The sequence below is a fragment of the Lentilactobacillus hilgardii genome, from assembly GCF_009832765.1.
Classification (GTDB): domain Bacteria; phylum Bacillota; class Bacilli; order Lactobacillales; family Lactobacillaceae; genus Lentilactobacillus; species Lentilactobacillus hilgardii.
This window is the reverse complement of sequence record NZ_CP047121.1, coordinates 710138-735059: the sequence shown is the minus strand read 5'-3', so window position 1 is coordinate 735059 and position 24922 is coordinate 710138. Positions and strand designations below refer to the sequence as shown.

Below are 24922 nucleotides of genomic sequence, written 5' to 3'. Positions count from 1 at the left end.
AAAAGTACTTAAAATAAACCTATCAACTGAAAAGAGGAGATTGCATATGATGAACAAAAAAATTGATTTGCACACCCATTATCTGCCAAAGGGTTACGTAGCCGCTTTAAAGACACACATTGCCGGAGATCCGGACGGTTGGCCAACCCCTGAATGGCAAGTTGGCACAACCCTGAATTTCATGAAACAAAACGGCATTAATTACTCGGTTTTGTCTCTCTCCTCACCCCATATTAACTTTAACGATAAGGCAGAAACCATTCGTTTAGCAGAAGAAAGCAATAAGCTCGGCAATGATCTGACCTTGAAATACCCGAAACAACTCGGCTATCTTGCTACATTGCCATTCCCTTATGAAACCGAATCCGTCACCGCTGTTAACAAAGCATTCGATCAATACCACGCACTCGGAGTAACGGTCCCAACCAATAGTCGGGGAACTTACTTTGGGTCACCCACACTGAACAATGTTTATCAGACTCTAGACGACCGACACGCAATTGTCGCCATGCACCCTAACGAGCCCAGTGCCCTACCGAAGAATGTCGATACCGGTCTTCCAACGCCACTACTGGGATTCTTTACAGATACAACCATGACCGTCATGAATCTATTAAAGTATCGTTTTTTTGACCGTTTTCCAAATATTAAATTAATCATTCCCCACGCCGGTGCTTTCATGGCTATTTTAACCGATCGGGTTGCTGAATACGTTGAGTCCCAATACGATACCGACATCTACAAAGTGATGAAACACGTTTATTTTGACACTGCCGGTTCCGTATTACCGCGTCAACTGCCGGCTTTGCTGACGCTGGCTGACGAAGATCACGTTCTGTATGGCAGTGATATTCCTTATACACCATTAGACAAATCAGCTAAGTTGCAACAAAAACTATCTAATACCAATGCTTTGACTGATCTGCAAAAACAGAAAATTTTCCATGATAATGCGGCCCAGTTGCTTGAAGTTAACCGTTAAGCATCAATAGTCTTAGCGTTCCGAATTACAGGCTATCTACCAGTGGTCGATTATGGTAGATACCGGTAGATACTGGTAGATCAGTTATTTTCAATTTAAAATAGGCAAGGATGAAAAGCCCTTCGATCAATTCGAAATGGGCTTTTTTGCTATTTTCTCAAAATGGCTAGGGTCTGTCTTAAAACAAGATAATAGTGTCCGCCTACTGGAATAGGCGGACATTAAAAACCGAGCTTCTTCCTTTTGCACGTGCAAGACTACGTGTTACTATAATCATGTACCTAAAGGAGGTACACATGAATGGACTCTCGAGAGGTCATTAAGATGCTAAAAAAGGCGGGTTGGAAACACGTTCGAACCCACGGGAATCATTTTCAATTTAGAAATGATATGAAACCAGGTTCTGGCGTTGTCACAGTTCCGCATCCCAGAATTCCCAAGGGAACTTTAAACAGCATCTTAAAACAAGCAGGGCTCAAATGAGCCTTGTTTCGTGTATGTTCACTTAATGGAGGAATGACAATGAAATATATGTATTATGCCTTATTTACGTTTAACAACGAGGGAAAGGTTGAAGTTACTTTTCCTGATCATGGGAATGGGGCAGCAACCTTTGGAGATAATGTTCCCGATGCGTTATATATGGCAAAAGATGCGTTAGAAGGATATTTATTAACCATGGAAGATTATGGGGAGGACATCCCGCAAGCTACCACCGATCCGCGTCAGATTAAGCACGACCAAAACCAATTGGTCGTCCCCATTGAGGTTAATACGACCATCGCCCGCGAACGGGAACAAAACCGGAACGTAAAAAAGACGCTTGTTATTCCGCAATATTTGAATGATTTAGGTAACGAACAAAAAATTAATTTTTCCGCTACCTTAACCAACGCTCTCAAAGAACAATTAGGCGTTAAAGACAATTAAATAGTAGCAATCAGATTGCCCCGCTAATGCAACTTTTCCGGTTGCTTTGGCGGGACTTTTTGCATGTCTGATACAAAAAAACGGCCACTCGTTTCCATATTTATTTGCAAATATTGTCTATGACTTGAAGGCTGCTATTGCTTAATGTAAAAAAAAAATGTATTATTATTTTAAAGAAAATTACATCCTTTATGTAATTTTCTTTAACCAGGAGGAGGCATCCCATGATTAAATTAATCGGTTTTAAGATATTTGGCCACTCCCTATTTGAAAACAACACTCATTTCACACTTCAAACAAGTGGCCAAATTACTCAAAAAAGTAAGAATCGAATCATTCAATTCAATAATGTTCTAACGCTAAATCGCGTGATTGGCATTGTTGGCATTAACGCAACTGGAAAAAGCACTTTAATGGAAATCTTTGATGGTCTAAATCAACTCTATTTATTAGATAAATCAGTCGACCAGACGCCATTGAATGATCGGCTCCGTTCAAAAGATGATCAAATTACAATCAATGCTTATCTAGCCACTGATACTAATGATAGTTACGTTGTCAAGACTACCTTTAAAAACGTACCCATTCCCGATGGTATCGATGATGGCAGTAATAAAGAATGGATTATATCAGATGAAACTGTTTACCACCGCAAAAGTAAATCTGTTACTAAAAAGGACTTTTTCAAAATTCCCGAATCTTCAAACGACAAAAATACTTTGACAAAAGTTATTGATCGAAAAGCTTTAAGTCAGGATCAAAAAAAGTTGTTAAGCAAAAAAGATTCTGTTTTTCGAGCAGTTGGTGACTTGGGTCGTATTTCAACAGTTTCATCTACTGTTTCCCTGACGAATCGAAACAAGATCATCTCTTTTATGGATAATACGCCTAAAGAACTGTTGGATTACTTGGATAATTCAATTGATGACTTAATTTACGAAAAGGATGACGCCGGTAAGACAGTCGGCTACACTCTAAAGTTTAAAGGTTCTGATGATATCATCCACGCAACCAGCTTTGATGAACTGAGTAACTACCTTTCTTCCGGAACTATCAAGGGAATTACACTATTCCATGAATTTTTAGTTGCACTTCGGATGGGTTCAACGTTAATGGTGGATGAAATCGAATTGCATATTAATCGTCAAATTGTCAAAGATTTTATCGGTTTCTTTGCTAATCCAAAAATTAATATTAATAATGCCACGCTCGTCTACTCATCTCATTATATTGAGCTAACCGATGATTTAACACGTGGCGACGAAGAATACATTCTGACTAGAAAAGGTCAAACAAAATTAACCCGATTAAACGACGCACGCATTCGAACCGAATTAAAGCACAGCGAAATCTTCCAAAATAATACTTTAAGTGGAACTGCACCAAATTATAGCGCCTATCTTAAGTTAATAAGTGCGGTTAAGAACCATAACCACAAATTCAACTCATTGAAAGGCGCTACCACAAAAAATACAGGAGTAGCCGTTAAAAATGACTGATTTAAATGGATTAATGGTTGAGGGGGCCGCTGAATCAGCACTTATTAAGATTTTGTTAGATAATGATCTGCTAAAGTTTAGCAGTGACGATTTGATATCAAACTCTAGCGGAAACTTGTACCAGGATTTCTTAGGCGATAGAAAGTTTGTCAACACTTTCCTGTCCCGTGATTTCGGTGATATTCCGATTCACATGCATATTGTCTGCGACAATCCCAATAGAGACTCAAAAAAAATTATGAAATTAAGTAATGCAGTAACAGACATCACCTACTACGTTACCCGAGAAGAAATTGAATCAATTCAACTTCGAGCAGATCCTAACTGGTTGCCTCGTTTTGAAAAATACAAAAGAAAAAAAGGCACAGATAAAAAGCCTAGCAATTTTTTTATTCATGAATTAAAAATTTCAAAGATCAAAAAATATGACTATGTGTATAAACTCTGGAAAGATAAACCGGAGGCATTGGTTGACGCTTTACAGTCCGTAAAAAGGGAAATGCAGCACAAGGATTTGTTAAAAAGTAAAGGAAGCAACTATAAGTATCTAGCTGATTTACTAAGAGATTAGATAGCAGTGCATCATCCAACATCATTATCTACAGCCAGCTGGTCTTTTTTTGACAACAGCTATATGTATACCAAAAATAATCAGTTGCAAACAGAAAGTAACCCATTTCCTCCCCAAAGGAGAAAGTCACAGGTTCTAACTAAAACGGTTATTCAGAATTGGCTCGGGTAACTTCTGCAGACTGCTGACCGCATAACTTACCATGATTTACTTGAACTATTGCCCCGTTAGTTACTTACAATCATCAGAAAAGAGTCAATTCAGTTATTTAATTGGCATTAAATTGTTTGCTTGATTTTAGACAATTTAATGTTTTTTAGTTTTAGTCCATTATTATTGCTTTCGTCAAAATCTTGACAACCAAAAAGCAGATCAGTAAGGACTTGGTCGTCCAAGTGCACCACTGATCTGCTTTTTTGTATTTATCACGACAGACTATTTAAGTATAATTCAGTCGCTGCTAGCAACTCCTACTTCACTGTTAAGTAAAGTTTACGCATTAACCCAGTCATACCGCTTTAGAAATTTGTCTGACTTTGTACCGGTTTTGGTCTTCTCTTCTTTACGCTGGTCCTTTGCCGCATGAAGTTTGAATTTCGAATCCAAGTTCAAAAGAAGAATGCTTGATAATCCCATCACCTTTTCAATTCTTAAAGCGATGACCTCATTAATAAACCTCTTTCTCTGAAGAATCTCTGAAACATTTTTCTGACTAACACCGATTCTTTCTGCTAAATCTGTTTGGGTAATATGATAATACATCATTGTTTCTTTAATTAAATCCGCAGCCGAACTCGTATGATATTTGAGAATTTTATTTTCACGATGCAGCATTCCAATCAGCTCCTTTGGTGATAATCTGTAAGTATTAACTGATCCCATAACGTCATTCAAAGCCTATTATACCGCTTTGGTATAATAAATTTAGCTATTTATCTTTTTATTTTTTAGCTATTTATCTTTTTAGCTATTTATCTTTTTATCGTTTCTGGCTAAAGCCTGCCATTCATGACTTTCAATTATCAAAATCACTTCTATTCAATCATCAAACCAGAAAGAACACGGTATTGCCAAAGGAGTTGATCAACATGCAAACCATTTTAGGAAGCAATGGCCAAATCGGTCAAGAACTGGCTAAAGAATTGGCCCACCACTATACACAGGATATTCGACTGGTGAGTCGGCATCCGCGAAAAGTGAACAGCAACGATCAGCTATTACCGGCAGACCTGCTGGATTTTAACGACACCAATCAAGCAATAGCTGGCAGTGACATTGTTTATTTTACAGTCGGCCTACCTAATGATTCAGCCATTTGGGAAGCCCAATTTCCAATCATAACCGAAAACGTGTTGAAAGCCTGCGAAGCCAATCACAGCAAGCTTGTCTTTTTTGATAACACCTATATGTATGCCAAAACCAATCAACCCCAAACCGAAGAAAGCCCCTTCCTTCCAACGGGTAGAAAATCAGTTGTCAGAGCGCAAATAGCCAATATGGTTCTCCAAGAAATGGCGGCTGGCAAACTAACAGCCGTGATTTGTCGGGCACCTGAATTTTATGGACCGGCCAAAACCAAGAGTATTACTAATAACTTAATTTTTAACAATATTATAGAAGACAAACTTGTTAAAATCCCGGTCAGCGATCAGACGCTTCGAACCCTGATTTGGACACCGGACGCCAGTCGCGCCATGGCCTTAATTGGAAACACAGCGGATGCCTATGATCAGACCTGGCATCTGCCAACTGCCGATAGCCTAACCTATCACGACCTGATCCTGCTTAGTCAAAGAATAACAGGAAAGTCGATCAAAGCCATTGTCATCAAGCCATGGGTATTTAAATTGGCGGGCTTCTTCAATCAGAATGCCCGTGAACTTCAGGAACTGTTACCCCGTTATACTGTCGATAATATCTTCCTATCGGACAAGTTCAAAAGACGGTTTCCCGACTTTCAAGTCACCTCAATTCAAGAAGGCATCAAAGAAATTGTCCAACAATAAGGTGTCGGGTATTAATCCCTATTGATTTCAAATCTTTAAGTAAAACCAAATAACTACTATAAGCACATTAAACGGCCTATTGTTTTTAGGCGATTTAATGCGCTTTATGCATGGAATTCGACCAATTCTTCATTTGTATTTCATTAGTATATACACAGTCAATACTAATTATATTAGTAAAGGCTAATAGCTAGCATTTCTTTTAACTAATATGTTAAAGTGACCCTGTAGAAGAACAGACGGTCAGCACTTCTAAAGGGGAGAATGATCATGGAGACAACTCATCGTCCACACACAAACACATTGGTCAGATGGCTGCTTCTCAGTTTGTTAGCCATTGCTACAACCATTACCGTATCATTGGGGATCTCAAGCAAAGCACACGCGGCACCATATGATTTAAACAACATGAGATGGGGATTATTACCGGCAGGGGGACTTGATAAGAGTGGATTTCCAATCTTTTCTAATTTTGATACCGCTGCCATCAGTTCAACCGACTGGTCACCGGATCCTGACGGCGACCAAAGCTTCACATCCAAAGATGCCACACTTCAGAAACCCTACATTGTCGGAACCGACACACCAAAGACGGTGATCGGTAATTACGATAAGGATGGCAATCCAATTGGCGGCGACACCAAGCATCAATCCGACGCAAAGATCGGTGACACCATTCAGCAACAGGACGGCAGCACAATGACAGTCACCGGCTTTCGAATCGGTGCCAACGCCACAGAAATGGGATCGGTCACGGGCTATGGTGGCTGGTATGACAATTTACGAGCCGAATCCGAATTCTTTGACTTCCAGGTTCAAGAAGTCGATCGGAATGGTCAAGTCGTTCCCAACAACAAGCTCACCGTTTTTAAAAAAGGCAATTTTCAGTGGTCGACCATTCTCGGAGTCGATAAAATCACCGATCGGAAAAACAACCTTGTCAAGGTCACCATTACACCACTCAATTCATCACTATTCGCCAACCCTCAGACACTTTATTTTTCACTAACGGGCATTCAAGCGCCGGTGGTTGAACCTAAGGCAAAGGAATCCAACATCGGCTACGCGCTCTACGATACCGGTGGCAAGATTGGCGGTTTTACAAGTAAAGACGTGGCTACCTCGACAGAAAAAATGCCCATCCTACTTGAAACGCCAAACGACGGCAACCTCTATTTGGAAGATTTAAGCAATCCGGGTGCGACTTGGAAAGCCGACAATCCAAAATTAACTTTAGTCAAAGATCCTAATCCGGATCAACTCGGCTATCGGGTTTCCGGTTTGAAATCACTTGCGCCGGGAACGATTGTTAAATTTACAGATACGAAAATCGACGGCACAACCGAAGATGTGTATTTCAAGTTCGGCAACCCAACAACCCCCGGTGGCGGCACAACCAGCGGTAATACTGCCAACGGTGGCAATTCTACCGGTTCAGCGACACCTCCGGCAAGCATCCCGACAACCACAGGTGACTCATCAGTCGTTAATCAACAGGGAACCACAACCACAGGGACAAGCCAAGGCAGCACACCGGCCACTTCTACTTCCAATGCGCCAATTGCCGTACCAAAAGACGTTGCTGTAAAGAGCCAAGTTGTTTATGGCTTAAAGAAACTCGGGTTGTACAAGAACCCAACCTTCACCTCATCAAAAAGGATTGCTTGGTATCCAAAGCAGAAACGGATTAACCGCCCGATGTTTGTGGTCACCGGCTATGCCCGTTCAGCCAACGGAACCTTGAGATACAAAGTTCGTGATGTAAATCATGGCGCCAAGACGGCCGGCAAGATCGGCTATATTACCACAAATAAAAAATACGTTGTGCCAGTCTACTACGCAAGTCTACCAAAAAATAACAAGATCACCGTCATTGCCAAAAAAGGCGTCAATGCTTACAAAGCCAAAAGCCTCACCGGTAAGCTCAAACACTACAAGACGGGCACCCGCTTAACCATCAAGAAATTGGTTAAGCATAACCTGACTACCCGTTACCAGTTGACGAACGGATCGTTTGTGACAGCCAATAAAAAATTGATCATCGCGGGGAACTACTGATTGTTTGACTGACAGTTTCAGCATTAAGGGGGATTCATATCATGAAAAAGACCAGCCATCCACAGTCGTTGAAACGCCCAAGCTGGTTTATCATCAGTCTACTTTTCGTTATTTCAACGATCACACTATTTATCGGTCACCCACTCAACTCAAAAGCCGCGGCAGCCGAGACCAATACGCATTTGGCAGTCGCAGCGGATCCGGACAATTTCAGTATCGCCTATGGTTCTTATGATTCACCAACAGAATTGCCAAATGTCATCGGTTTGATCATCGATCTCGATACCGCTACAGAGCAGAACCCAATCGAGTTTACGCCTACCGATGGTGGTCAATTCTACATCGATGATATGGTTGACGGAAATGCCGTTTGGACAGTCAACAACGACAAAATCACCATGACAGACACATCGATCGCAAATCCAAACATTGATGGGTATGTCGCTTCCGGCTTGGACAAACTGGTTTCCGGAACTGTCCTATTATTTACCGCGCGACACGGTGACGGCACAACCAATCATTTCTATTTTAAGATCATCACAAACAATACCACACCGGCGATTTCTGAAACCAATGCCGGATATGGCGTGTATGATTCCGCTGATGTTCTAACTGATTTTACAAGCATGCAGCCGAATACTTCTGAAAATCCGATCGCATTCACTGCATCCAAAGGCGTTATCTTTTACGTTGAGGACATAAATGACGACAAAGCAGTTTGGTCATCAGATAATGCCAACTTAACGTTAACGAAGAATACTGATGGGCTTGGTTATCGAGTAACCGGCTTAGATTCTGTCGTCTCCGGAACCGTGGTTAAATTTACCGCTCGCCAGAGCTATGACTCAACAAGCGACTACTACTTCAAGATCACCAATTCAAATACACCGGCAGCCGAGACCAACCCCAGTTATGCGTTGTACGATGCTAACGGTACCATTGGCCAATTGACCGGCATCAAGCCCAACACCGCTCAAAGTCCGGTTGCCCTGGCAGTCCCTGATGACGGTCGGCTTTATCTCGCAGACCCGAAAAACGCAGCCGCAACTTGGACAACTGATAATGACAAGATTAAAGTTGCAAAAGATGCCACTCGAGACGGCTATCAAGTGACGGGCTTGAATTCACTGACTCCCGGAACCGTGGTTAAGTTTACCGTTCACTATCCCAATGGTGCGACAGGTGACTTCTATTTCAAATTTGGAACAGCCTCGACACCGGGTGGCGGGTCAGCCGGTGGCAGTAATACCACAACCAAAGGAACAACGGGCTCAAGTAAGCCAAACGGTGTCATCCCTCCCGCCACAACCACCGGTGCTTCAACCAGTAATCCCGGAACAGGTTCTTCAGCCACAACCACTTCAGGTCAAAACAACGGCACGACACCAGCTACAACGTCAAATGCTCCCGTTCCTACAGTTAAGAACGTTGCGGCGAAAGGCACCGTCATTTATGGATTAAAGAAGGTTGGCTTGTATAAGGGTCCGACTTTCAAGGCATCCAGTCGACTAGCCTGGTATCCAAAACAAAAACGGATCAACCGGCCGATGTTTGTCGTTACCGGTTATGCCCGTTCAGCCAACGGAACCTTGAGATACAAAGTTCGTGACGTCAACCACGGTCGCAAAACCGCTGGTAAAGTCGGTTATATTACCGCCAACAAGAAATATGTCGGTTCGGTCTACTACGCAACCGTACCAAAGAACAAGAAGATCACAGTGATTGCCAAAACAGGGATTAACGCCTACAAATCAGCTACCCTCACTGGTAAAGCCAAACATTACAAGACAGGCGTGCACCTAACCGTCAAAAAGTTGGTTAAGCATAACCTGACTACCCGTTACCAGTTGAGTAATGACCTGTATGTCACGGCTAATAAGAAATTGGTCATCGTGGGGAATAATTAATTTCTTGATTGATCGCTTAAATATAGTAGAAATAAGTCCACCAAGTCGTCCAAACGATGTCCTGATGGGCTTTTTTGAGTACAATATTTCAAACGAATGCTATAGTTAAGACGGTTTATTATTAATTCACCAAGAGTACTGAAGGGGGACATTTTTATGAGAAAAATTAATCATCGTTTCAATCATTTATCGAAATGGTTATTTGCCGGTGCGGTAACCATTATTGCATTACTGACCGTCTTTATTGGCGGGCCGTCAAATGCATCGGCGGCACCATTTAATTTGAATAATTTGCGTTGGGGATTATTACCAGCAGGAGATCCGACTACTCCTGACGGACCAGCAACATACTCACTTATGAGAACACCTGCACTAGATGCCCGTGATTGGAATCCCAGTCCTGATTATAATCCCGGGAATCTTGAAAACTTTGGAACCACAGCTGGAAACATCGTTTCACTTCAGAATCCGTATGTCGTTGGAACAAGCAGTCCAAAAGTTGTTGCAATGGATAAAGACAACTATAACCAATCCGATGCACAAGTTGGAGATACGATCACTCAATATGATAGTTCCAAATTCCTGGTCACTGGCGTTTCACTAGGCGCGTATTCTGACATGATGTACGCAGCTGCTGGGCCTTCATATGATGGTTCCCACACTTCCTACCGTCCAGAATGTGACTACTTCGATTTCAAAGTTGAAGAGGTTAACACAAATGGTGATGTTGTCCCAAATAGTGGCTTATATGTTGTTAATTCCCAAGGCTATCAGTATCCAACCATTTTAGGATTCGACAAAATGGCTAACAAAAACGACCTCGCTAAAGTGACCATTACGCCATTAAACAATGATAAGGGCAAGCTCTTCACTGGTTCACAAACACTTTATTTGTCATTAACAGGTTCACGTCGCTCAAATAGTGATGACAATTACGGCTATAGTACTTATCAGTCTTCCGGAACTATTGATAACATTAAAAGTATGCTTCCTAACACAGCCCAAAGCCCAATAAACACTGATATTCCATCTAACGGTGAACTTTACCTATCTGATTTGAATGATGGAGACCTAACAGAATGGACAACTGACAATCCAAATCTAAGGTCTGTCCAAGATTCTTCACAATATGGTTATAAGATAACCGGCTTAAATTCACTTAAACCCGGAACTGTTGTTAAATTCACCGGTACAGATCCTTTAGGCAATGGTAAAACCAATGCCTTCTACTTCAAATTTGGAACCACGTCAACACCAGGTACTGGTGGAAGTTCTTCCGGTAGCACAACAACACCAAATACTTCCACTGCAACGCCTACAACCGACAACTCCGCAACTACCAGCAGTCTGTCCTCCAGCACGCCAGCCACATCATCCTCAAGTACTACGACCACAGTGCCGAGTACCTCGCCTTCGGAAAGTGGTAACGTCGAAGTTAAGGGTGGCGTCATTTACGCTACTAAGAAGATCGCGTTATACAAGAGTGTTAATTTCACAAAAGCCAACCGGATAGTTTGGTACCCAAAGCAAAAACGAATCAATCGGCCAATGTTCGTCGTTACCGGCTACGCCCGTTCAGCTAATGGCACATTGAGGTATCAAGTACGAGATGTCAACCATGGTCACAAAACTGCCGGCAAGACTGGTTATGTTACCGCCAGCAGGAAATATGTCATCCCTGTCTACTATGCAAGTTTACCGAAAAGCAAAAAAATCACGGTAATCTCTAAAAAAGGTATCTATGCCTATAAATCAGTGAAGCTTACCGGTAAAAGCAAGCATTACAAAAAAGGTATTCGTCTAACCGTTAAAAAGCTGGTCAAGCACAATCTGACTACCCGTTATCAATTAAGTAACGGTTGGTATGCCACAACTAATAAAAAATTGGTAATCGGGAGCGATTAATATCAGAACCGATATTCCAATTCAGTCAAGCTACATTTTCAAGATAAAAACTGCTGTGAATCATTTAATAATAGTTAATGCTATGATGAAAACGGTTAGGAATTAATTAATATTATTATGGGGGCAATGAGTATGAGAAAACGTCATTTTTTTAAAATTTTAAGTTGGGGTCTTTTTCCCCTCCTTCTTGCATTATTTAGTTTGAGTTCTTTAGGATATACAGTAAATGCGGATAGCTCATCCATTCCAGCAATCTATAACGGAACTGATACCTATTCTAAGAGTCATCAGTCCTTAACAAACGATGATGGTCTTGCACTTGGAGCTCGTTTCAACATGGACGGTACCAATTCTATGTACACGGGTGACAAGGTTTCAAATAGCTGGTATTTTCCAACCGCTATATTTAATCTCAATGCCTATAAAGACAATAGCGATGGAACCAGTAATTTAACCGAGCAGGTTCAAATTAATAACACAACAAGTAGTAACAAACAGATTAACATTCAAGTTATTTTACCTAAGCCAATTTTTGGCGGATCTTACACAAATCATCCAATAATCCAATATGCAAAGGCTCAGGCTACAACTCCGATTAGCAATAGTGATGGTCTGACAACTACTTATTACGCTGACAATTCAACACTTACGGATACATCATCCGCTACCGATTGGGCAAATGCCAATAATGTCATTATTTCCGGCACATTAAAAGCAGGCAGCAATTATGAATTAACCCTACCGTTAAAATTGACAAATGCTTCAACAGTTGATGCTTATAATATTGGAAATGCCTTCGAATCTGATGTTATAAACGACTCAAATGTTTATGGTATATATGGCAGGTTTGCCAAGGGTGAAGCCTTAAGTGACTATGCCGGCGTTGGTAAACCATATGGGGTTGTTCTTAAGGTTCCCGGCACTAAAAATGCGGATGGCGTTCAAACCTACTCGTATCCACAAGCAACCGACGTTCAATTGCAAATGCCTGACGTTACACTTAACACCGACACCTCAGATGTTAACAACGGCTTTTTTAATGACGGACTGGCTTATTTATACACTGGGTCAAGTTACACCATTCACTTCAAAAATATGAAAGCTAAGAATGGCGAAAATCTAATTGACTATCTGTATGAGCATGGATATGCCATGCCTTATCCTGGTAATTACGACGAAGATAATAATATTAAAACTGAATTCACTTATACAATCGGTACTTCTCCATCGACTGTTTCTCCCACATATCCAGCCGGAACCCCAGTATATAATACTGGACTAGGTATGCAGGTTGTCAAAATTATCGATGTTAAGAACCTTGATTATAATGATACAATCAATTTACCAGTTGGCAGCAAATGGAACGCCTATGATAACGTTTCAATTTGGAATCCTGATACGACTTATCAGGCCAATACAATTGATAAGTCTAAGATTAATCTTCAAATCACTTCATCAGATGGCAAGTTAACAGCCAACCATGATCTGGATACCAATCAGGCTGGCACTTACCATGTTAAATATACCTTTGGCCATACGTATCCAAATGGTAATAAGCGAACGATTTCCAAGACCATTACCGTTAACGTTGGAAGCCAGAGCAGCGGTTCGACGACAACGTCATCCAGTTCAAGTTCAGCAACCACTTCCAGTTCCAGTGCAACCAACACCAGTTCAAGTTCCAGCTCTACACCTACGACAAGTACAAATCCTTCAACCAGCGAACAGCCAACTTCGTCAAGTAAAATTGCTGTTAAAGGTGAGGCTGTTTACGCAATTAAGGGCATTCGATTGTATAAATCAGTTGACTTTAAGGCAAACAAACGTGTTACCACCTTTCCAAAGGCCAAGCGGGTTAACCGTCCAGAGTTCATTGTAAAGGGCTATGCTTACGGTCAAAATGGTAAGTTGCGTTACCGCGTACAACAATATAACCCATATACACAAAAGTACGTTAAGGGCAGGAAAGGCTATATTACAGCCAGCTCAAAGTACGTCCAACCAGCCTACTATGTTTCGGTTCCAAAGAGTAGGAAGGTTACTGTTATTAATAAGAACGGTGTGAATACTTATAAGAAAGCCAGTCTCGCAACCAAAGCGGCTCACTATAAGAACAAGGCCGTTCTAAAAGTTAAGAAGATCGTCAAGTATAAATTAGCAACCCGATATCAATTAACGAATGGACACTACGTCACAGCTAACAAGAAGTTTGTGATTCAAAAGTAATTTATTGAGAATTATTTTTTTACGAGTCAATCAGTACCAAGACTCATTGCCCTATTCAGGACGTTCAACCAGTACACACAAAAAAGTCATTCCACTCATTCTAAGTTTGGAATGGCTTTTTTAGTGAAGCAAAGCGTTAATCGTCCCACCCAAATATTAAGTGTTTTCAGCAGCGGCACCACTTGATACGATACGTTTAAGGTGATAGTAATGACAGCTCAAGTTCATTTCTGTTTGGATGAAAATGATAAAAAAGAATTCAAAGAAGTTCCGAAAAAGATGGCCTTACACCAACAGAAGCCTATTGCATTTTTGCAAAAAAACGATTGAAGTCAATAGCATGCCATTTGAGGTTTTCCAGCCCAATCAACACTTAAAGGACACAATTAACAGTCAGAATTATGCTAAACTTAGTAATCCTGAAAAAGAATTGAAATGGTTAAATAACTAATCCAACTACCACTATCGGTTGCTGGTAGATAGATTAATATTTCAAGTATTTTCTATCTAATTATTCAACCTCCAAAAAATCAAAAGATTACATACTCAATTAATTTAAACATGGACGCTGCTTCTTACAGTCCTCACATCACCGACACAATAGCCAGGAACCCACAGGTAACGACAAACAACGATACAATCAGTTTTGCCGTCCATTTCCACCAAGTTGTTAAGCTGACGTGCGATAATGCGAGTGCGCCCATCAAAATGGCGGAGGTTGGCGTTATGGCCGTAATCAATCCTGATGATGCTTGAAATGCGGACACAACCACACTGCCTTCAACGTGGGAAAAGACTGCCAACGATCCCATGATGCCCATCGTTGCCGCAGCGAGTCCCGAGCTTGACGGTATCAGAACCGAGAGAACGCAGAAAAAGACAAACGCGAGGATCGCAAAGACCGGCTTTGGCAACCCACTCAAACTGGTTTCACCCAAATGAAGAATGGTCCCGGTAATCATCCCGCTGTTCATAATCGCTTGAATACCACGGGCAACAGCAACAATAATGGCAACGTTTAATAAATCAGCCATCCCATTCATAAAGGCATTGATGAACTGGCCTTCCTTCATGTGACTAACGAACATGATCACGATCGACATAAGCAGGAACAATAACGTAATTTCGTTAAAATACCAATTTCCCAACGAGACAATGTCTTTCCCCAATATTGTCCCTAAGAACGCATTGCCGGTAATCCACGAATTGAAACGGTCAAAGAAATTCCAGCTCTTATTAATGCTGGTCCATGGCACCAATCCAACAATCATAATGACAAATGTCAGGCAGAACACCCACAGAACATGCTTCTGATTTTTAGTCAATGGTTTGGGCGCACTGGTTCGATCCGCAACCGAAAAACGTTTCATGTCTTCCTGACGCTGACTATAGACCAGTGATTTAGTGGGATCCTTTTTCACCTTTTCCGCATAGTGAATCACAAACCAAATGGCCATCGCCGTGACGATTACCAGTAGAATCACTCTGGAAAACAGTCCGACACCCGGTGAAATTTTAATAATTCCCGAGGCCACTCCGGTCGCAAACGGATTAACGGTCGAAGCCAAATCGCCGACCCGCGTACTTAACAGAATAATCCCCACGGCTACCAGTGAATCATAGCCGACACCCATCATAATCGGGATCAACAGTGGGAAAAACGCCATCGTTTCCTCTCCCATTCCGTAAGTGGACCCACCAACGGAAAAGAGAATCATTAAAATAATAATCAGCCGTTTTTCGTGACCGGTATATCGGTGAACGATGGCTCGAATCCCATCATCCAGTGCCCCGGTCTGATTAACGACACCCAGAAAGCCACCAATCACAAGGATAAAGATGGATATTTCAATTGCGCCGGTCGTCTGTTTATTACCAATCATCCCGATAATCGGCGCCATCAAGACATCCCACAGTCCCTGGGTATGACTGGCAACCGTTCGATACGTCCCACTGATCAACGTGCCATCCGGCGTTGTCGAATACGTTCCGGCTGGAATAAACCAGGTCAGTATCGCAATAAAGACGGTCAGTCCAAAAAGAATTGTGAACGCAGACGGCATCTTAAAACGATGCTTCTTCATTTGATCCGACTCATTCATTTGATATGCCCCCTTTACTGATTAAAAAATTCCTGTGCCAACTGTTTATAAAAGTCAACCGACTGGTGATAGACATCCACATCAACGTATTCGTTGCTTTGATGAGACGTGTCGTTTCCAGGTCCCAGAAGGGCAATACTGAAATCACCTTTGGCATGTAGAAATTCGGAGCCGTCACTGGCACCTGACTGACCACTGGCAACCAGCGGCTTGTCGAACATCTCGTCGTGAACTTTCTTAATCAGTTTGATAAATGGCGAGTTGGCATCCCCCGGCATGGCTTCTTCAGGAAAACTATAGGCGATGCTTAAATCATATCCGGACTTCTTATTTAATTTGTTAACCAGCCCCTCCAGCGCATCAAAAATCACTTTGTTCGGGTATTCCGGAATTGTTCGAATGTTGCCTTTGATAACCGCTTTGGCAGGCACACTGTTGATTTGTTCGCCACCATTAAAGAGACTTTGAACATGCGTCAATTTGCCTAAGACCGGATCAACTTTATCGAATTTAGCCATGACCGGTTTGACCTCATTGGCAAAATCGATTAAGTGGTCAATCGCGTTAATCCCTTTTTCGGGTTGGGAACTGTGAGCCCCCTTACCGATAGACGTCACAATATAATCAACAATGCCTTTGGACGTAAAACCGACTTCACCCATACTGTCTCCGGGTTCGGCAATCATCATGCCGTCCACACCATCAACGTAGCCTTCTTTAGTCAGTTGAGCAGCACCGTATTCACCGGTCTCTTCACCAACCGTCGCAAAAAGTTTGATTTTGCCGGGTACCGCATCATTTTCCAGCATATCAAGCATGGCAATAATGACGGCAGCCAGGCCGCTCTTCATGTCGGTCGCACCACGACCATATAGTTTGCCATCCTTGATAACGGCTTTAAACGGATCGCTATCCCAAGCTTCTAAATCTCCCGGATCTACAACATCCTCATGACCGGAAAAACCGAGAATTCTGTCTCCTTTTCCAATTGTGACAACCAGACTATCACGGCCCGGCGCATACGTGACCCGTTCAATTTGAACCCCTTTATCCTTGTATGGTTCAAACAATGACGCAATATAATCCGCCACCTCTGCTTCGTGATCGTTAACTGATCGAATCGAAATCAGTTTTGAAAGAATCTCAATTTGTCGTTGCTTATTCATCATCAATAACCTCCCCAGAATTTGTTTGGCTGATCATCGCCTTACCCTTTAAAAGATGATCGGCCCTGACGGTTTTAAACCGCATGGTAACACAATAGCATTTTGTGTAAGCGATTACAACATTGATTTAATAGGATTTTTATGATTTCAAATCCTGACGATTAATCTCAAAAATTGACCACTTTCAATTGTGCAGGATACGGATTACAAACCGTTATTGAATCTATTGTAGGCCATTAATCACAATCCAACCGATAAATATGGGTCAGACATTCATTTTGTTTATTCAACTTTTTTCGCCACTTCGGCTCATAAAATACAACAAGTGAACTGACAATGAAATGCTCGCCAACACATGCCAAATCGTGCCTCATGGTATCATTCTATTAAAGAGGCATGATCCCATGCTTGAAAATCAAATCGTATCTAAACCAGAATCAATTTTTATCAACGGAGGATTCAATGATGACCTATCTATATTACGCATTGCTGACTTTTAATCCGGAAGGCCAAGTCGAAGTCACCTTTCCTGATCTGGGATTCGCTGCTGCAACCTTTGGCAATGATGTTCCTGATGCGCTCCACATGGCTCATGATGCACTTGAAGGTTATTTATTAACTTCAGAAGACTACAATGACAAGCTTCCTGATACATCCGATCCACGAACGATTGAACACGGCAAAGATCAGTTTTTAGTTCCAATCGAGGTTAATACCACCATTGCCCGAGAACGTGAAGATGAGGAAAAAGAACGGCTTCATTTGGCCAAAGCCGTGTATAAAAGCAAATCACCTATCTTAACCAATCCAAAAGATATCGAAAAGTATCTATCAGAAGACGATAACAAAAACCATCCTCAATAATTGCAGGATGGCTTTTGTTCAACTTGATTAAATTCATATTTAAAGTTCTTTCGAAATTAGTGACTAACAGCATTCTATGATCAATAAAAGCAGAGTCTGCTGCTTCCGAATAATTAATTCAAAAAGATGTATTGTGCCAAAAATATGTCAAATAACGATTAAAAACAATTTTTGACATGTTTTAAATTACGGCTAAAAGTGTTTAAATTTAAATACTTTTAGCTGTAAATTAAAACACTCACTGCCTTCATAGCCTGGTTATACCCCAAGCTTTTCTTTCAACGCCTCAGTCGCCACTTTTGAAACATTAATATCATTTTCTTTTGCCAAATCACTTAGATACTTTGGCACAGTGATCGTTTTTCGTATTGTCTTTCGGTTTTGTCTAAGCCATTTCGTCATATCAACTGAAATATAGACAACTTGCTGCCCTGTCTCTAGTTTCCATTCACGTGGATCTTGTGGTTTGGGATAATGTGGCATATCTTGGATCATTGTTGCAATTGCATCTTCTGCCCAATAAGCAGCATCAGCTATAGAATCACCCTGTGTCACCATCCCTTTAATATTAGGTGAGGTAACTACAAAATAATGCCCATCGTCCTGATACTCTGTAATAATTACAGGATATATTAAACGTTTTTTCATAACTTAGTAAAGGTATGCCAAAGCAAGGCTCTATCTGAGCCCTGCTTCTTTAAGAATTGCTAACTCGGTACCTTTTTTGAGCTCACCTGTATGAAACGGAATTTCTGTTGTTCGCCCATCAGGATGCCGATAACGGCGGTGTCCACCCTTTCCTCTATCAGGAATGCGTCTAAAACCTGCCTTAAGTAATTTCTTCTCCATTTTTCTTGGAGTAATTGGCACACCTTGTCCCTCCTTCCTATACGTATATTATACATATAGGAAAAGTGGTTGTACATACTTTATACATATAATAATCTACTAGAAAAGAAAAAAATATCCTATTCTTCTAGCAGCCCTGTCACAACCCCAATTAACCGAAAATCAGTATCATCCTGAATCTTGACTTGTGCTTCGTCTTGATTAAAGGGCATCAACCAAGCACCCTCGGACGTTTTCTCATACCGTCTTATATAATACTTTCCATCAACCTTTGCCAGAACAATCTGACCATTTTCAGCCTTTGTCGCAGCCGTTATAAAAACAATCTGTTGATCGTGAAAATTAGGCAGCATCGAAGAACCGATTATTTTAACCGCGAAGTCAAAGTTTGGCTTTCCAGCTTTTTGAGGCCGATTCACCGACTCTTCCTCATCCGTAATAGCCAAATCCGTTTTTTCAAGTTTCAATATGGTTACCGGCTGTTCGATCGGTGTTTGACTGTCTTCGGATTCTGTCTCTTGCAGCTTAAGAATTCGCTGGTACACTTTCCGTTGACGATCGGGCGTCAGTTTTGAATACATTGATAAGAAGCTCTCGGGCCGGCTTTTAGGTTCATTAGCCTTACCTAACTCCCGATAAAGTAAATCCGTTACATCAACCTCAAAAAGTGCCGCAACTTTTTCAATAATTGCCAACTTTGGGGTATATTTTCCGGATTCCCATTCACTCACAGAAGCCACACTTTTTCGCCCAAGTCGGCGGGCAAGCGTTGTTTGGCTGAGATGATACTTTTTCCTGAGATAGCGTAAATTTTCAGCGAACACTCTAAAGTCACACCCTTTTATGCTACTTGAAATGTACAACCAAGTACCTCCTAATACTCGGAATTCCAAACGTTTGAAAACAGTCATTATCAGGCAATCTGTGTTGATCAATTTAATTATCAGATGAATTGCCACCCACCTATTTGACGAACCACCAAATAAGTAGCAACGCCAGAATGCCATATACGATAGCAGCCTCAATCTTTTCTTTTCTCGTATTCTTATGCATCTTTGCCACAATGTGCAAATGTTTCCCGTCATATAGTCTCATCTAAACAATCCCCTTCAAGTTATTACTAATTTAATTTTTATGATACCCCTCCGGATATGTATAAAAGATGTCTTAAGTATACTGCTGTTTATTCAAAATTTAATGCATATTTTCCGTATAACCAAGAAAAATCGAAAAAATCCTTCGCATGATGATCGAATTAATCAAAAAGCCTGTTTTTTTGACCTTTTGCAAGATCAATACTATATTTACGGTATCATTTAAGCCCATTTGATACCGTAAAGGAGGAAATGATCCTGAAAACGTTCAATTATCAGAATTTAAACAATCTACAGTTATCTGGTCCGATGGTCGATAAACTTAACCAAATATACGAGTTCCGATGAAGGTTGTCTGTTCTTCAACAAGAATTAAAGCCCCTCTCACGTCGGGAAATTAGTGCTTTGGTCCCTCAGTATAGCGATGTCACCATTAAACGAGCCTTAATCAATCTGCAGAAAACCAGGCAGATTAAGTTAATCGGTCTGGGGAGAGCCTCTAAATATATTCTTCAAAATCCTTAATTAAATCGGTCATTAAGCGTTCAGTAATACTGGACGTTTTTCCTTTCTAAGCGATAGAACCGTATAAAGATATCCTAAATGGACTACAGGTTATTTAAAAGCTAACGGCTATTTTTTAATTTTGCTTAGTTGTCTTCGTCAATTTCAAGTGTTTAAAATCTCATCAATCATAATTAGGACATTTCCCTAATTGCAATCCAAAATCCCCAGACCTACAATAACAACAATTAATAAAAGTATTTTGTACTTTTTTATTAGATTAATTAAAGTAAAAGGTACTTTTATAAAATGATCCATTAACCCTAAAAGGAAGTGCGTTATGCGAAAAGTGATTATTATCGGTGCCGGTCTTGCCGGCTGTTATCTTGCAACTCAATTGCAGAACACCTGTGACGTCACCATCGTCACTAAGAAAAGTATCCAGGACAGTAACTCCATGCTGGCCCAGGGTGGGATTGCTGCATCCCTTGACCCCGGTGACTCTCCGGCCCAACATGCGGCCGATACCCTCGCTGCCGGTCAATACCACAACAAACCTGCAGCCGTTAACCAACTGGTTGCGACCGGTCCAAAATTGATTCAACACCTCATCCAAGACGGGATGGCGTTTGATCGCCAATCAAACGGCCAACTGGATTTCGGCTTGGAAGGCGCCCACAGTCATCACCGGATTCTCCACGCCAACGGGGATCGCACCGGCGCAGCACTGACCAGCTTCGTCCAAGGGGAAATCCACCAGGTCCATTGGAAACCATACTCAACCGCCATCGACTTACAGGTTCAAGATAACGTCTGTGTGGGCGTTATTATTCGAAATGACAAAAACCAAGCATTAGAAACGCTTACCAGTGATGCCGTCGTCCTTGCAACCGGCGGCTTGGGAAACTTATTCCCATTGACCACCAACAACCAAACCATCACCGGAGACGGCATTGCCATTGCGGCCAGAGCCGGGGCCGCTATTTCAGACATGGCCTTCGTGCAATTTCACCCGACCTTACTATCACTGCACGGAAAATGCTACGGCCTCATCACCGAAGCCATTCGTGGCAGTGGCGCTATCCTGGTCGATGAAAATAACCACCGCATTATGGCAAACGTCCCCAAGAAGGATCTGGCACCCCGAGACGTTGTTGCCCGCCACTTGAAAGCCTGGCAGGAGCAAGGCCACCAATTATTTCTTGATATCTCGGCCATTCTCGATTTCACAACCCGCTTCCCCGGCGTCACCGAAAATCTGGATAACCATCACGTGCCTTTCAGAACCACTCACCGGATTCCGATTCAACCCGGTGCCCACTTTGTCATGGGTGGCATCACCACCGATCTGTCCGCCCAAACGTCAATCCCCCACCTATTTGCCATCGGTGAAGTTGCCTGCAACGGCGTTCACGGTGCCAACCGGCTGGCCAGCAATTCGCTTCTGGACTGCCTGGTCAGTGCTAAAAAGGCGGCCGAGGCCATTCAAAAGATTGATGCTGTTACGATTATCCCCCAAGATACACCGGCTGCTCCACAACCCAAACCACTTTTGCCAAGCCTAACCGATCTTCAGCAAAACGCCTGGCAAAACCTGGGCGTTGTCCGGACCAAAGCCGGCTTAACCGCTTTTCAAAATTGGTTATCTCAATTCAACTATCAAGAATTACAGCCAAGTCAACTGAACGCAACCGATTTGGCGATTACCAACCTCTGCCTTTGCGCTTCCCTGATTGACAAAGCTGCCCTGGCAGAACCCAAGAGTCTCGGTGCCCACTACATTCAAGAAACGACAGTCAAGACCCAAGCCGGTTAAATCATTTAGTCATCAGACCGTTATTTTTCAATCATGTCAAGATTCTCAAACCATTTCGAAAGGACTACGCAACTCAATGCTGAATTTAAAAGAAAAAATTGCTTTTAATCACTATTACGATGAAGCACCGGAAGATCAAATCGCCAGGATCAAAAGGATCAAAGCAGACTTTGGCTCCGACTTAATGATGGTCGCACACCATTATCAAAAAGACGAAATCGTGGCGTTTGCCGATGCCCGTGGCGATTCACTCAAGCTGGCCCAAATTGCTGCTCAAAACCACACTGCCAAAAAAATCGTCTTTTGTGGTGTTCACTTTATGGCCGAAACCGCCGACATCCTAACCACCGATCAGCAACAGGTCGTTCTCCCGGATCCCATGGCCGGCTGTTCAATGGCCGATATGGCCAATCCGTTTCAACTCACCAAAGCCTGGCAGACCCTCACCGATCGATACGGGGATTCCATTATACCGGTCACTTACGTGAATTCTTCAGCTGCCATCAAAGCCTTTGTCGGTCAAAAAGGCGGCGTGGCAATCACCTCAAGTAACGCTAAAAAGATTATGACCTGGGCATTAAAACAGGCTAAACATCTCTTATTCTTGCCGGATCAACACCTTGGTCGAAATATCTCACTTGACCTCGGCATCAAACCCGAAGAAATCGGCTTATGGCATGCCCAACAGGACTTCTTGGAAGCCGATCAACCGGACAAACTACGGGTAATTTTATGGAACGGATACTGTTCCGTTCACCAGCAATTCAGTGTCGACAACGTTAAGCGGCTTCGCCAAAAATACCCGGACGTCAAAATTATCGTCCATCCCGAATGCGCCCATGAGGTCACCGCTGCCGCTGATTTTGTCGGCTCAACATCAGCCTTGATCAATTACGTTGATCAGGCGCCAACCAATGCCAGGATTGCCATCGGCACCGACAACAATCTTGTCGGCCGTCTAAAGGCTAAATACGCAACCAAGCAGGTCATGTTTTTAAATCCATATTCCTGTGCCTGTATTTTAATGAATCGCATCGACCTGCCCCATTTGGCCTGGACAATGGATCAACTGGCTGCCGGAAAAACCGGTCACGTCATAACCGTTGATCCGCAAACTGCTTATTGGGCCAAAAAAGCGCTGGACAAAATGTTACAGCTCAGTCTTTAGAAATGGAGGAATCTGAATGATATATTTTGATCACGTTGCCACTACCCCAATGAGTACCGAAGCATTGAACACCTATCGGGAAGTGGCCGAAAACTTTTTTGCTAATAGCGAAAGCCTGCATCAGGCGGGAAACGCTGCCGGTCAGCTGGTTCAGGAATCGAAGGCTAAAATTGCCGACCTGCTTCACGTGCCGGTGGAAGGACTGATCTTCACCAGCGGCGGTACCCAAAGCAACCAGCTCGGTATTCGCTGTTTGGCCACCGGCAGTTCAAAAAAAGAAATTCTTGTTAGTCCCTTGGAACATTCGTCTGTCTACCAAATCCTGAATTACCTGGCTGATACGATGGACTATCGGATTAAATTTCTACCGGTCGATCAAAAGGGTCACATCACGCCAGCCATTTTGCAAAAAGCCATCACCGATCAAACCGGATTGATCGTGATTCAGGCCGTCAATGCCATTACAGGAATTGTCCAGGACATTCAAGCACTCAAACAATTGGCCAGCGCCGCCCACATCCCCCTTTTCGTGGATGCCGTCCAGGGATTAGCCAAAATTCCCTTGGACCTTAGTGGTTTGGCCGGCTTCAGTGCCAGCGCCCACAAATTCAACGGTCCAAAAAGCTGTGGTCTGCTTTACCTATCACCGCAAGTCATGACAAAGGCGCCTTACAAATACGTGTTTCAGCAAAACGGCTTTTTGCCCGGCACCCTCGCCGTTCCCGAAATTGTGAGTGCCACCGTTGCGCTTACAAATGCATGGGATGCCATGGCTGATAACTTAACCCACGTTGGTCAATTAAAGAAGCAGCTCCTATCACTATTAGCGCCAACCATTCGCCCCGTTGCCTCCTGGTCGGAATATCCGGGCGTCTGTGGTCTTATTCTGCCCCGTACTCCCGGTCAAAGTGCCGCTACCAGCATGGGCCAACAGGGTTTTTGCTTCTCAACCGTCAGTGCCTGCAGCATTAAAGACCCCCGCCCCGACCGGACATTGGTATCTTTAGGATTAACACCGGAACAAACCAACCGCTACATCCGCGTTTCCTTTGGGCCAAGCAACCAGCCACAAGAAGTCGCTTCATTTGCAGATGCACTTAACCGAACCTACAGCTAATCATTAAAACCAGTCACTGTTTATCAGTACCAAAAACCGGAGCCGCTTCATTGAGTTCCGGTTTTTTAGTGCGGTATCACTTCAACTGTTGGACAGGTAATTGGCAGTTCTCCTTATAGTCTACTTAAAATCAAATCTAATGAGTCAGAAATGATAAA

21 protein-coding genes are annotated in these 24922 nt (G+C 42.5%); 14 read left to right on the top strand and 7 right to left on the bottom strand.

Translation table 11 applies throughout. The features are described from left to right. Positions 1-49: 49 nt before the first annotated feature. The 5 genes from GQR93_RS03390 to GQR93_RS03370 all read left to right on the top strand — a co-directional run bounded on the left by GQR93_RS03390 (position 50) and on the right by GQR93_RS03370 (position 3982). Complete coding sequence (locus tag GQR93_RS03390) at positions 50-982, top strand: amidohydrolase family protein (protein WP_035444553.1); 933 nt, start codon at positions 50-52, stop codon at positions 980-982. A gap of 300 nt (positions 983-1282) precedes the next feature. Then, positions 1283-1465 carry a type II toxin-antitoxin system HicA family toxin gene (locus GQR93_RS03385; protein WP_003552269.1) on the top strand — a complete coding sequence of 61 codons (183 nt, stop codon included), beginning with the start codon at positions 1283-1285 and terminating at the stop codon, positions 1463-1465. Positions 1466-1504: 39 nt separating this feature from the next. Then, on the top strand, positions 1505-1912 hold the full coding sequence (locus GQR93_RS03380) for a type II toxin-antitoxin system HicB family antitoxin (protein ID WP_050757942.1): 408 nt from the start codon (positions 1505-1507) through the stop codon (positions 1910-1912). Between the two features lie 224 nt (positions 1913-2136). After that, positions 2137-3411 carry an AAA family ATPase gene (locus tag GQR93_RS03375; protein WP_003552267.1) on the top strand — a complete coding sequence of 425 codons (1275 nt, stop codon included), beginning with the start codon at positions 2137-2139 and terminating at the stop codon, positions 3409-3411. Continuing rightward, positions 3404-3982: a hypothetical protein gene (locus tag GQR93_RS03370; RefSeq protein WP_003552266.1), complete on the top strand. Its 579-nt coding sequence runs from the start codon at positions 3404-3406 to the stop codon at positions 3980-3982. Before GQR93_RS03375 ends, GQR93_RS03370 begins: the two co-directional genes overlap by 8 nt. Before the next feature lie 492 nt (positions 3983-4474). On the opposite strand, the gene GQR93_RS03365 is transcribed toward GQR93_RS03370, so the two are convergent. Beyond that, positions 4475-4816 (bottom strand): helix-turn-helix transcriptional regulator, encoded by a 342-nt coding sequence (locus tag GQR93_RS03365; protein ID WP_035444317.1) that lies wholly within the window; start codon positions 4814-4816, stop codon positions 4475-4477. Between the two features lie 254 nt (positions 4817-5070). Here GQR93_RS03365 and GQR93_RS03360 point away from each other — a divergent pair, with 254 nt between their 5' ends. From GQR93_RS03360 to GQR93_RS15360, 5 genes are all read left to right on the top strand, one after another. Beyond that, positions 5071-5988 carry an NAD-dependent epimerase/dehydratase family protein gene (locus GQR93_RS03360; RefSeq protein ID WP_003552263.1) on the top strand — a complete coding sequence of 306 codons (918 nt, stop codon included), beginning with the start codon at positions 5071-5073 and terminating at the stop codon, positions 5986-5988. A 264-nt stretch (positions 5989-6252) separates the two neighbouring features. Further along, positions 6253-8046, top strand: coding sequence for a DUF5776 domain-containing protein (locus tag GQR93_RS03355; protein ID WP_003552261.1), 1794 nt, complete (start codon positions 6253-6255; stop codon positions 8044-8046). 41 nt (positions 8047-8087) lie between these two features. Beyond that, complete coding sequence (locus GQR93_RS15370; RefSeq protein ID WP_003552259.1) at positions 8088-9953, top strand: DUF5776 domain-containing protein; 1866 nt, start codon at positions 8088-8090, stop codon at positions 9951-9953. Between the two features lie 156 nt (positions 9954-10109). Further along, positions 10110-11858 (top strand): DUF5776 domain-containing protein, encoded by a 1749-nt coding sequence (locus tag GQR93_RS15365; RefSeq protein ID WP_003552257.1) that lies wholly within the window; start codon positions 10110-10112, stop codon positions 11856-11858. Positions 11859-11990: 132 nt separating this feature from the next. Then, positions 11991-14084: a DUF5776 domain-containing protein gene (locus tag GQR93_RS15360; protein WP_225442046.1), complete on the top strand. Its 2094-nt coding sequence runs from the start codon at positions 11991-11993 to the stop codon at positions 14082-14084. A gap of 584 nt (positions 14085-14668) precedes the next feature. Here GQR93_RS15360 and GQR93_RS03335 read toward each other — a convergent pair. Together GQR93_RS03335 and GQR93_RS03330 are read right to left on the bottom strand one after the other, a co-directional pair. Beyond that, complete coding sequence (locus GQR93_RS03335; RefSeq protein ID WP_003552251.1) at positions 14669-16186, bottom strand: YfcC family protein; 1518 nt, start codon at positions 16184-16186, stop codon at positions 14669-14671. 14 nt (positions 16187-16200) lie between these two features. Continuing rightward, on the bottom strand, positions 16201-17352 hold the full coding sequence (locus GQR93_RS03330; protein ID WP_035444315.1) for an ArgE/DapE family deacylase: 1152 nt from the start codon (positions 17350-17352) through the stop codon (positions 16201-16203). A 462-nt stretch (positions 17353-17814) separates the two neighbouring features. On the opposite strand from GQR93_RS03330, the gene GQR93_RS03325 reads away from it, so the two are divergent. After that, positions 17815-18216 (top strand): type II toxin-antitoxin system HicB family antitoxin, encoded by a 402-nt coding sequence (locus tag GQR93_RS03325; RefSeq protein ID WP_035444547.1) that lies wholly within the window; start codon positions 17815-17817, stop codon positions 18214-18216. A 258-nt stretch (positions 18217-18474) separates the two neighbouring features. On the opposite strand, the gene GQR93_RS03320 is transcribed toward GQR93_RS03325, so the two are convergent. The 4 genes from GQR93_RS03320 to GQR93_RS15550 form a co-directional block, all read right to left on the bottom strand. Continuing rightward, positions 18475-18864, bottom strand: a complete 390-nt coding sequence (locus GQR93_RS03320; RefSeq protein ID WP_003552243.1) for a type II toxin-antitoxin system HicB family antitoxin — start codon at positions 18862-18864, stop codon at positions 18475-18477. Positions 18865-18894: 30 nt separating this feature from the next. Next, positions 18895-19086, bottom strand: coding sequence for a type II toxin-antitoxin system HicA family toxin (locus tag GQR93_RS03315; protein ID WP_035444313.1), 192 nt, complete (start codon positions 19084-19086; stop codon positions 18895-18897). Between the two features lie 98 nt (positions 19087-19184). Further along, positions 19185-19928, bottom strand: a complete 744-nt coding sequence (locus tag GQR93_RS03310) for an XRE family transcriptional regulator (RefSeq protein ID WP_225430389.1) — start codon at positions 19926-19928, stop codon at positions 19185-19187. A 100-nt stretch (positions 19929-20028) separates the two neighbouring features. After that, a complete protein-coding gene (locus GQR93_RS15550) occupies positions 20029-20160 on the bottom strand; it encodes a hypothetical protein (RefSeq protein WP_003552237.1) in 132 nt (43 codons plus the stop codon). Positions 20161-21003: 843 nt separating this feature from the next. Between GQR93_RS15550 and nadB the strand changes: the two genes are divergently transcribed. The 3 genes from nadB to GQR93_RS03295 all read left to right on the top strand — a co-directional run bounded on the left by nadB (position 21004) and on the right by GQR93_RS03295 (position 24764). Further along, the gene (gene nadB / locus GQR93_RS03305) at positions 21004-22479 is read left to right on the top strand and encodes an L-aspartate oxidase (protein ID WP_003552231.1); all 1476 of its coding nucleotides are present in this window, start codon (positions 21004-21006) and stop codon (positions 22477-22479) included. Positions 22480-22555: 76 nt separating this feature from the next. Next, complete coding sequence (gene nadA, locus GQR93_RS03300) at positions 22556-23647, top strand: quinolinate synthase NadA (RefSeq protein WP_003552229.1); 1092 nt, start codon at positions 22556-22558, stop codon at positions 23645-23647. A 16-nt stretch (positions 23648-23663) separates the two neighbouring features. Continuing rightward, entirely contained in the window at positions 23664-24764 is a 1101-nt protein-coding gene (locus tag GQR93_RS03295; RefSeq protein ID WP_003552227.1) for a cysteine desulfurase family protein, read from the top strand. The last annotated feature ends 158 nt before the right edge of the window (positions 24765-24922 follow it).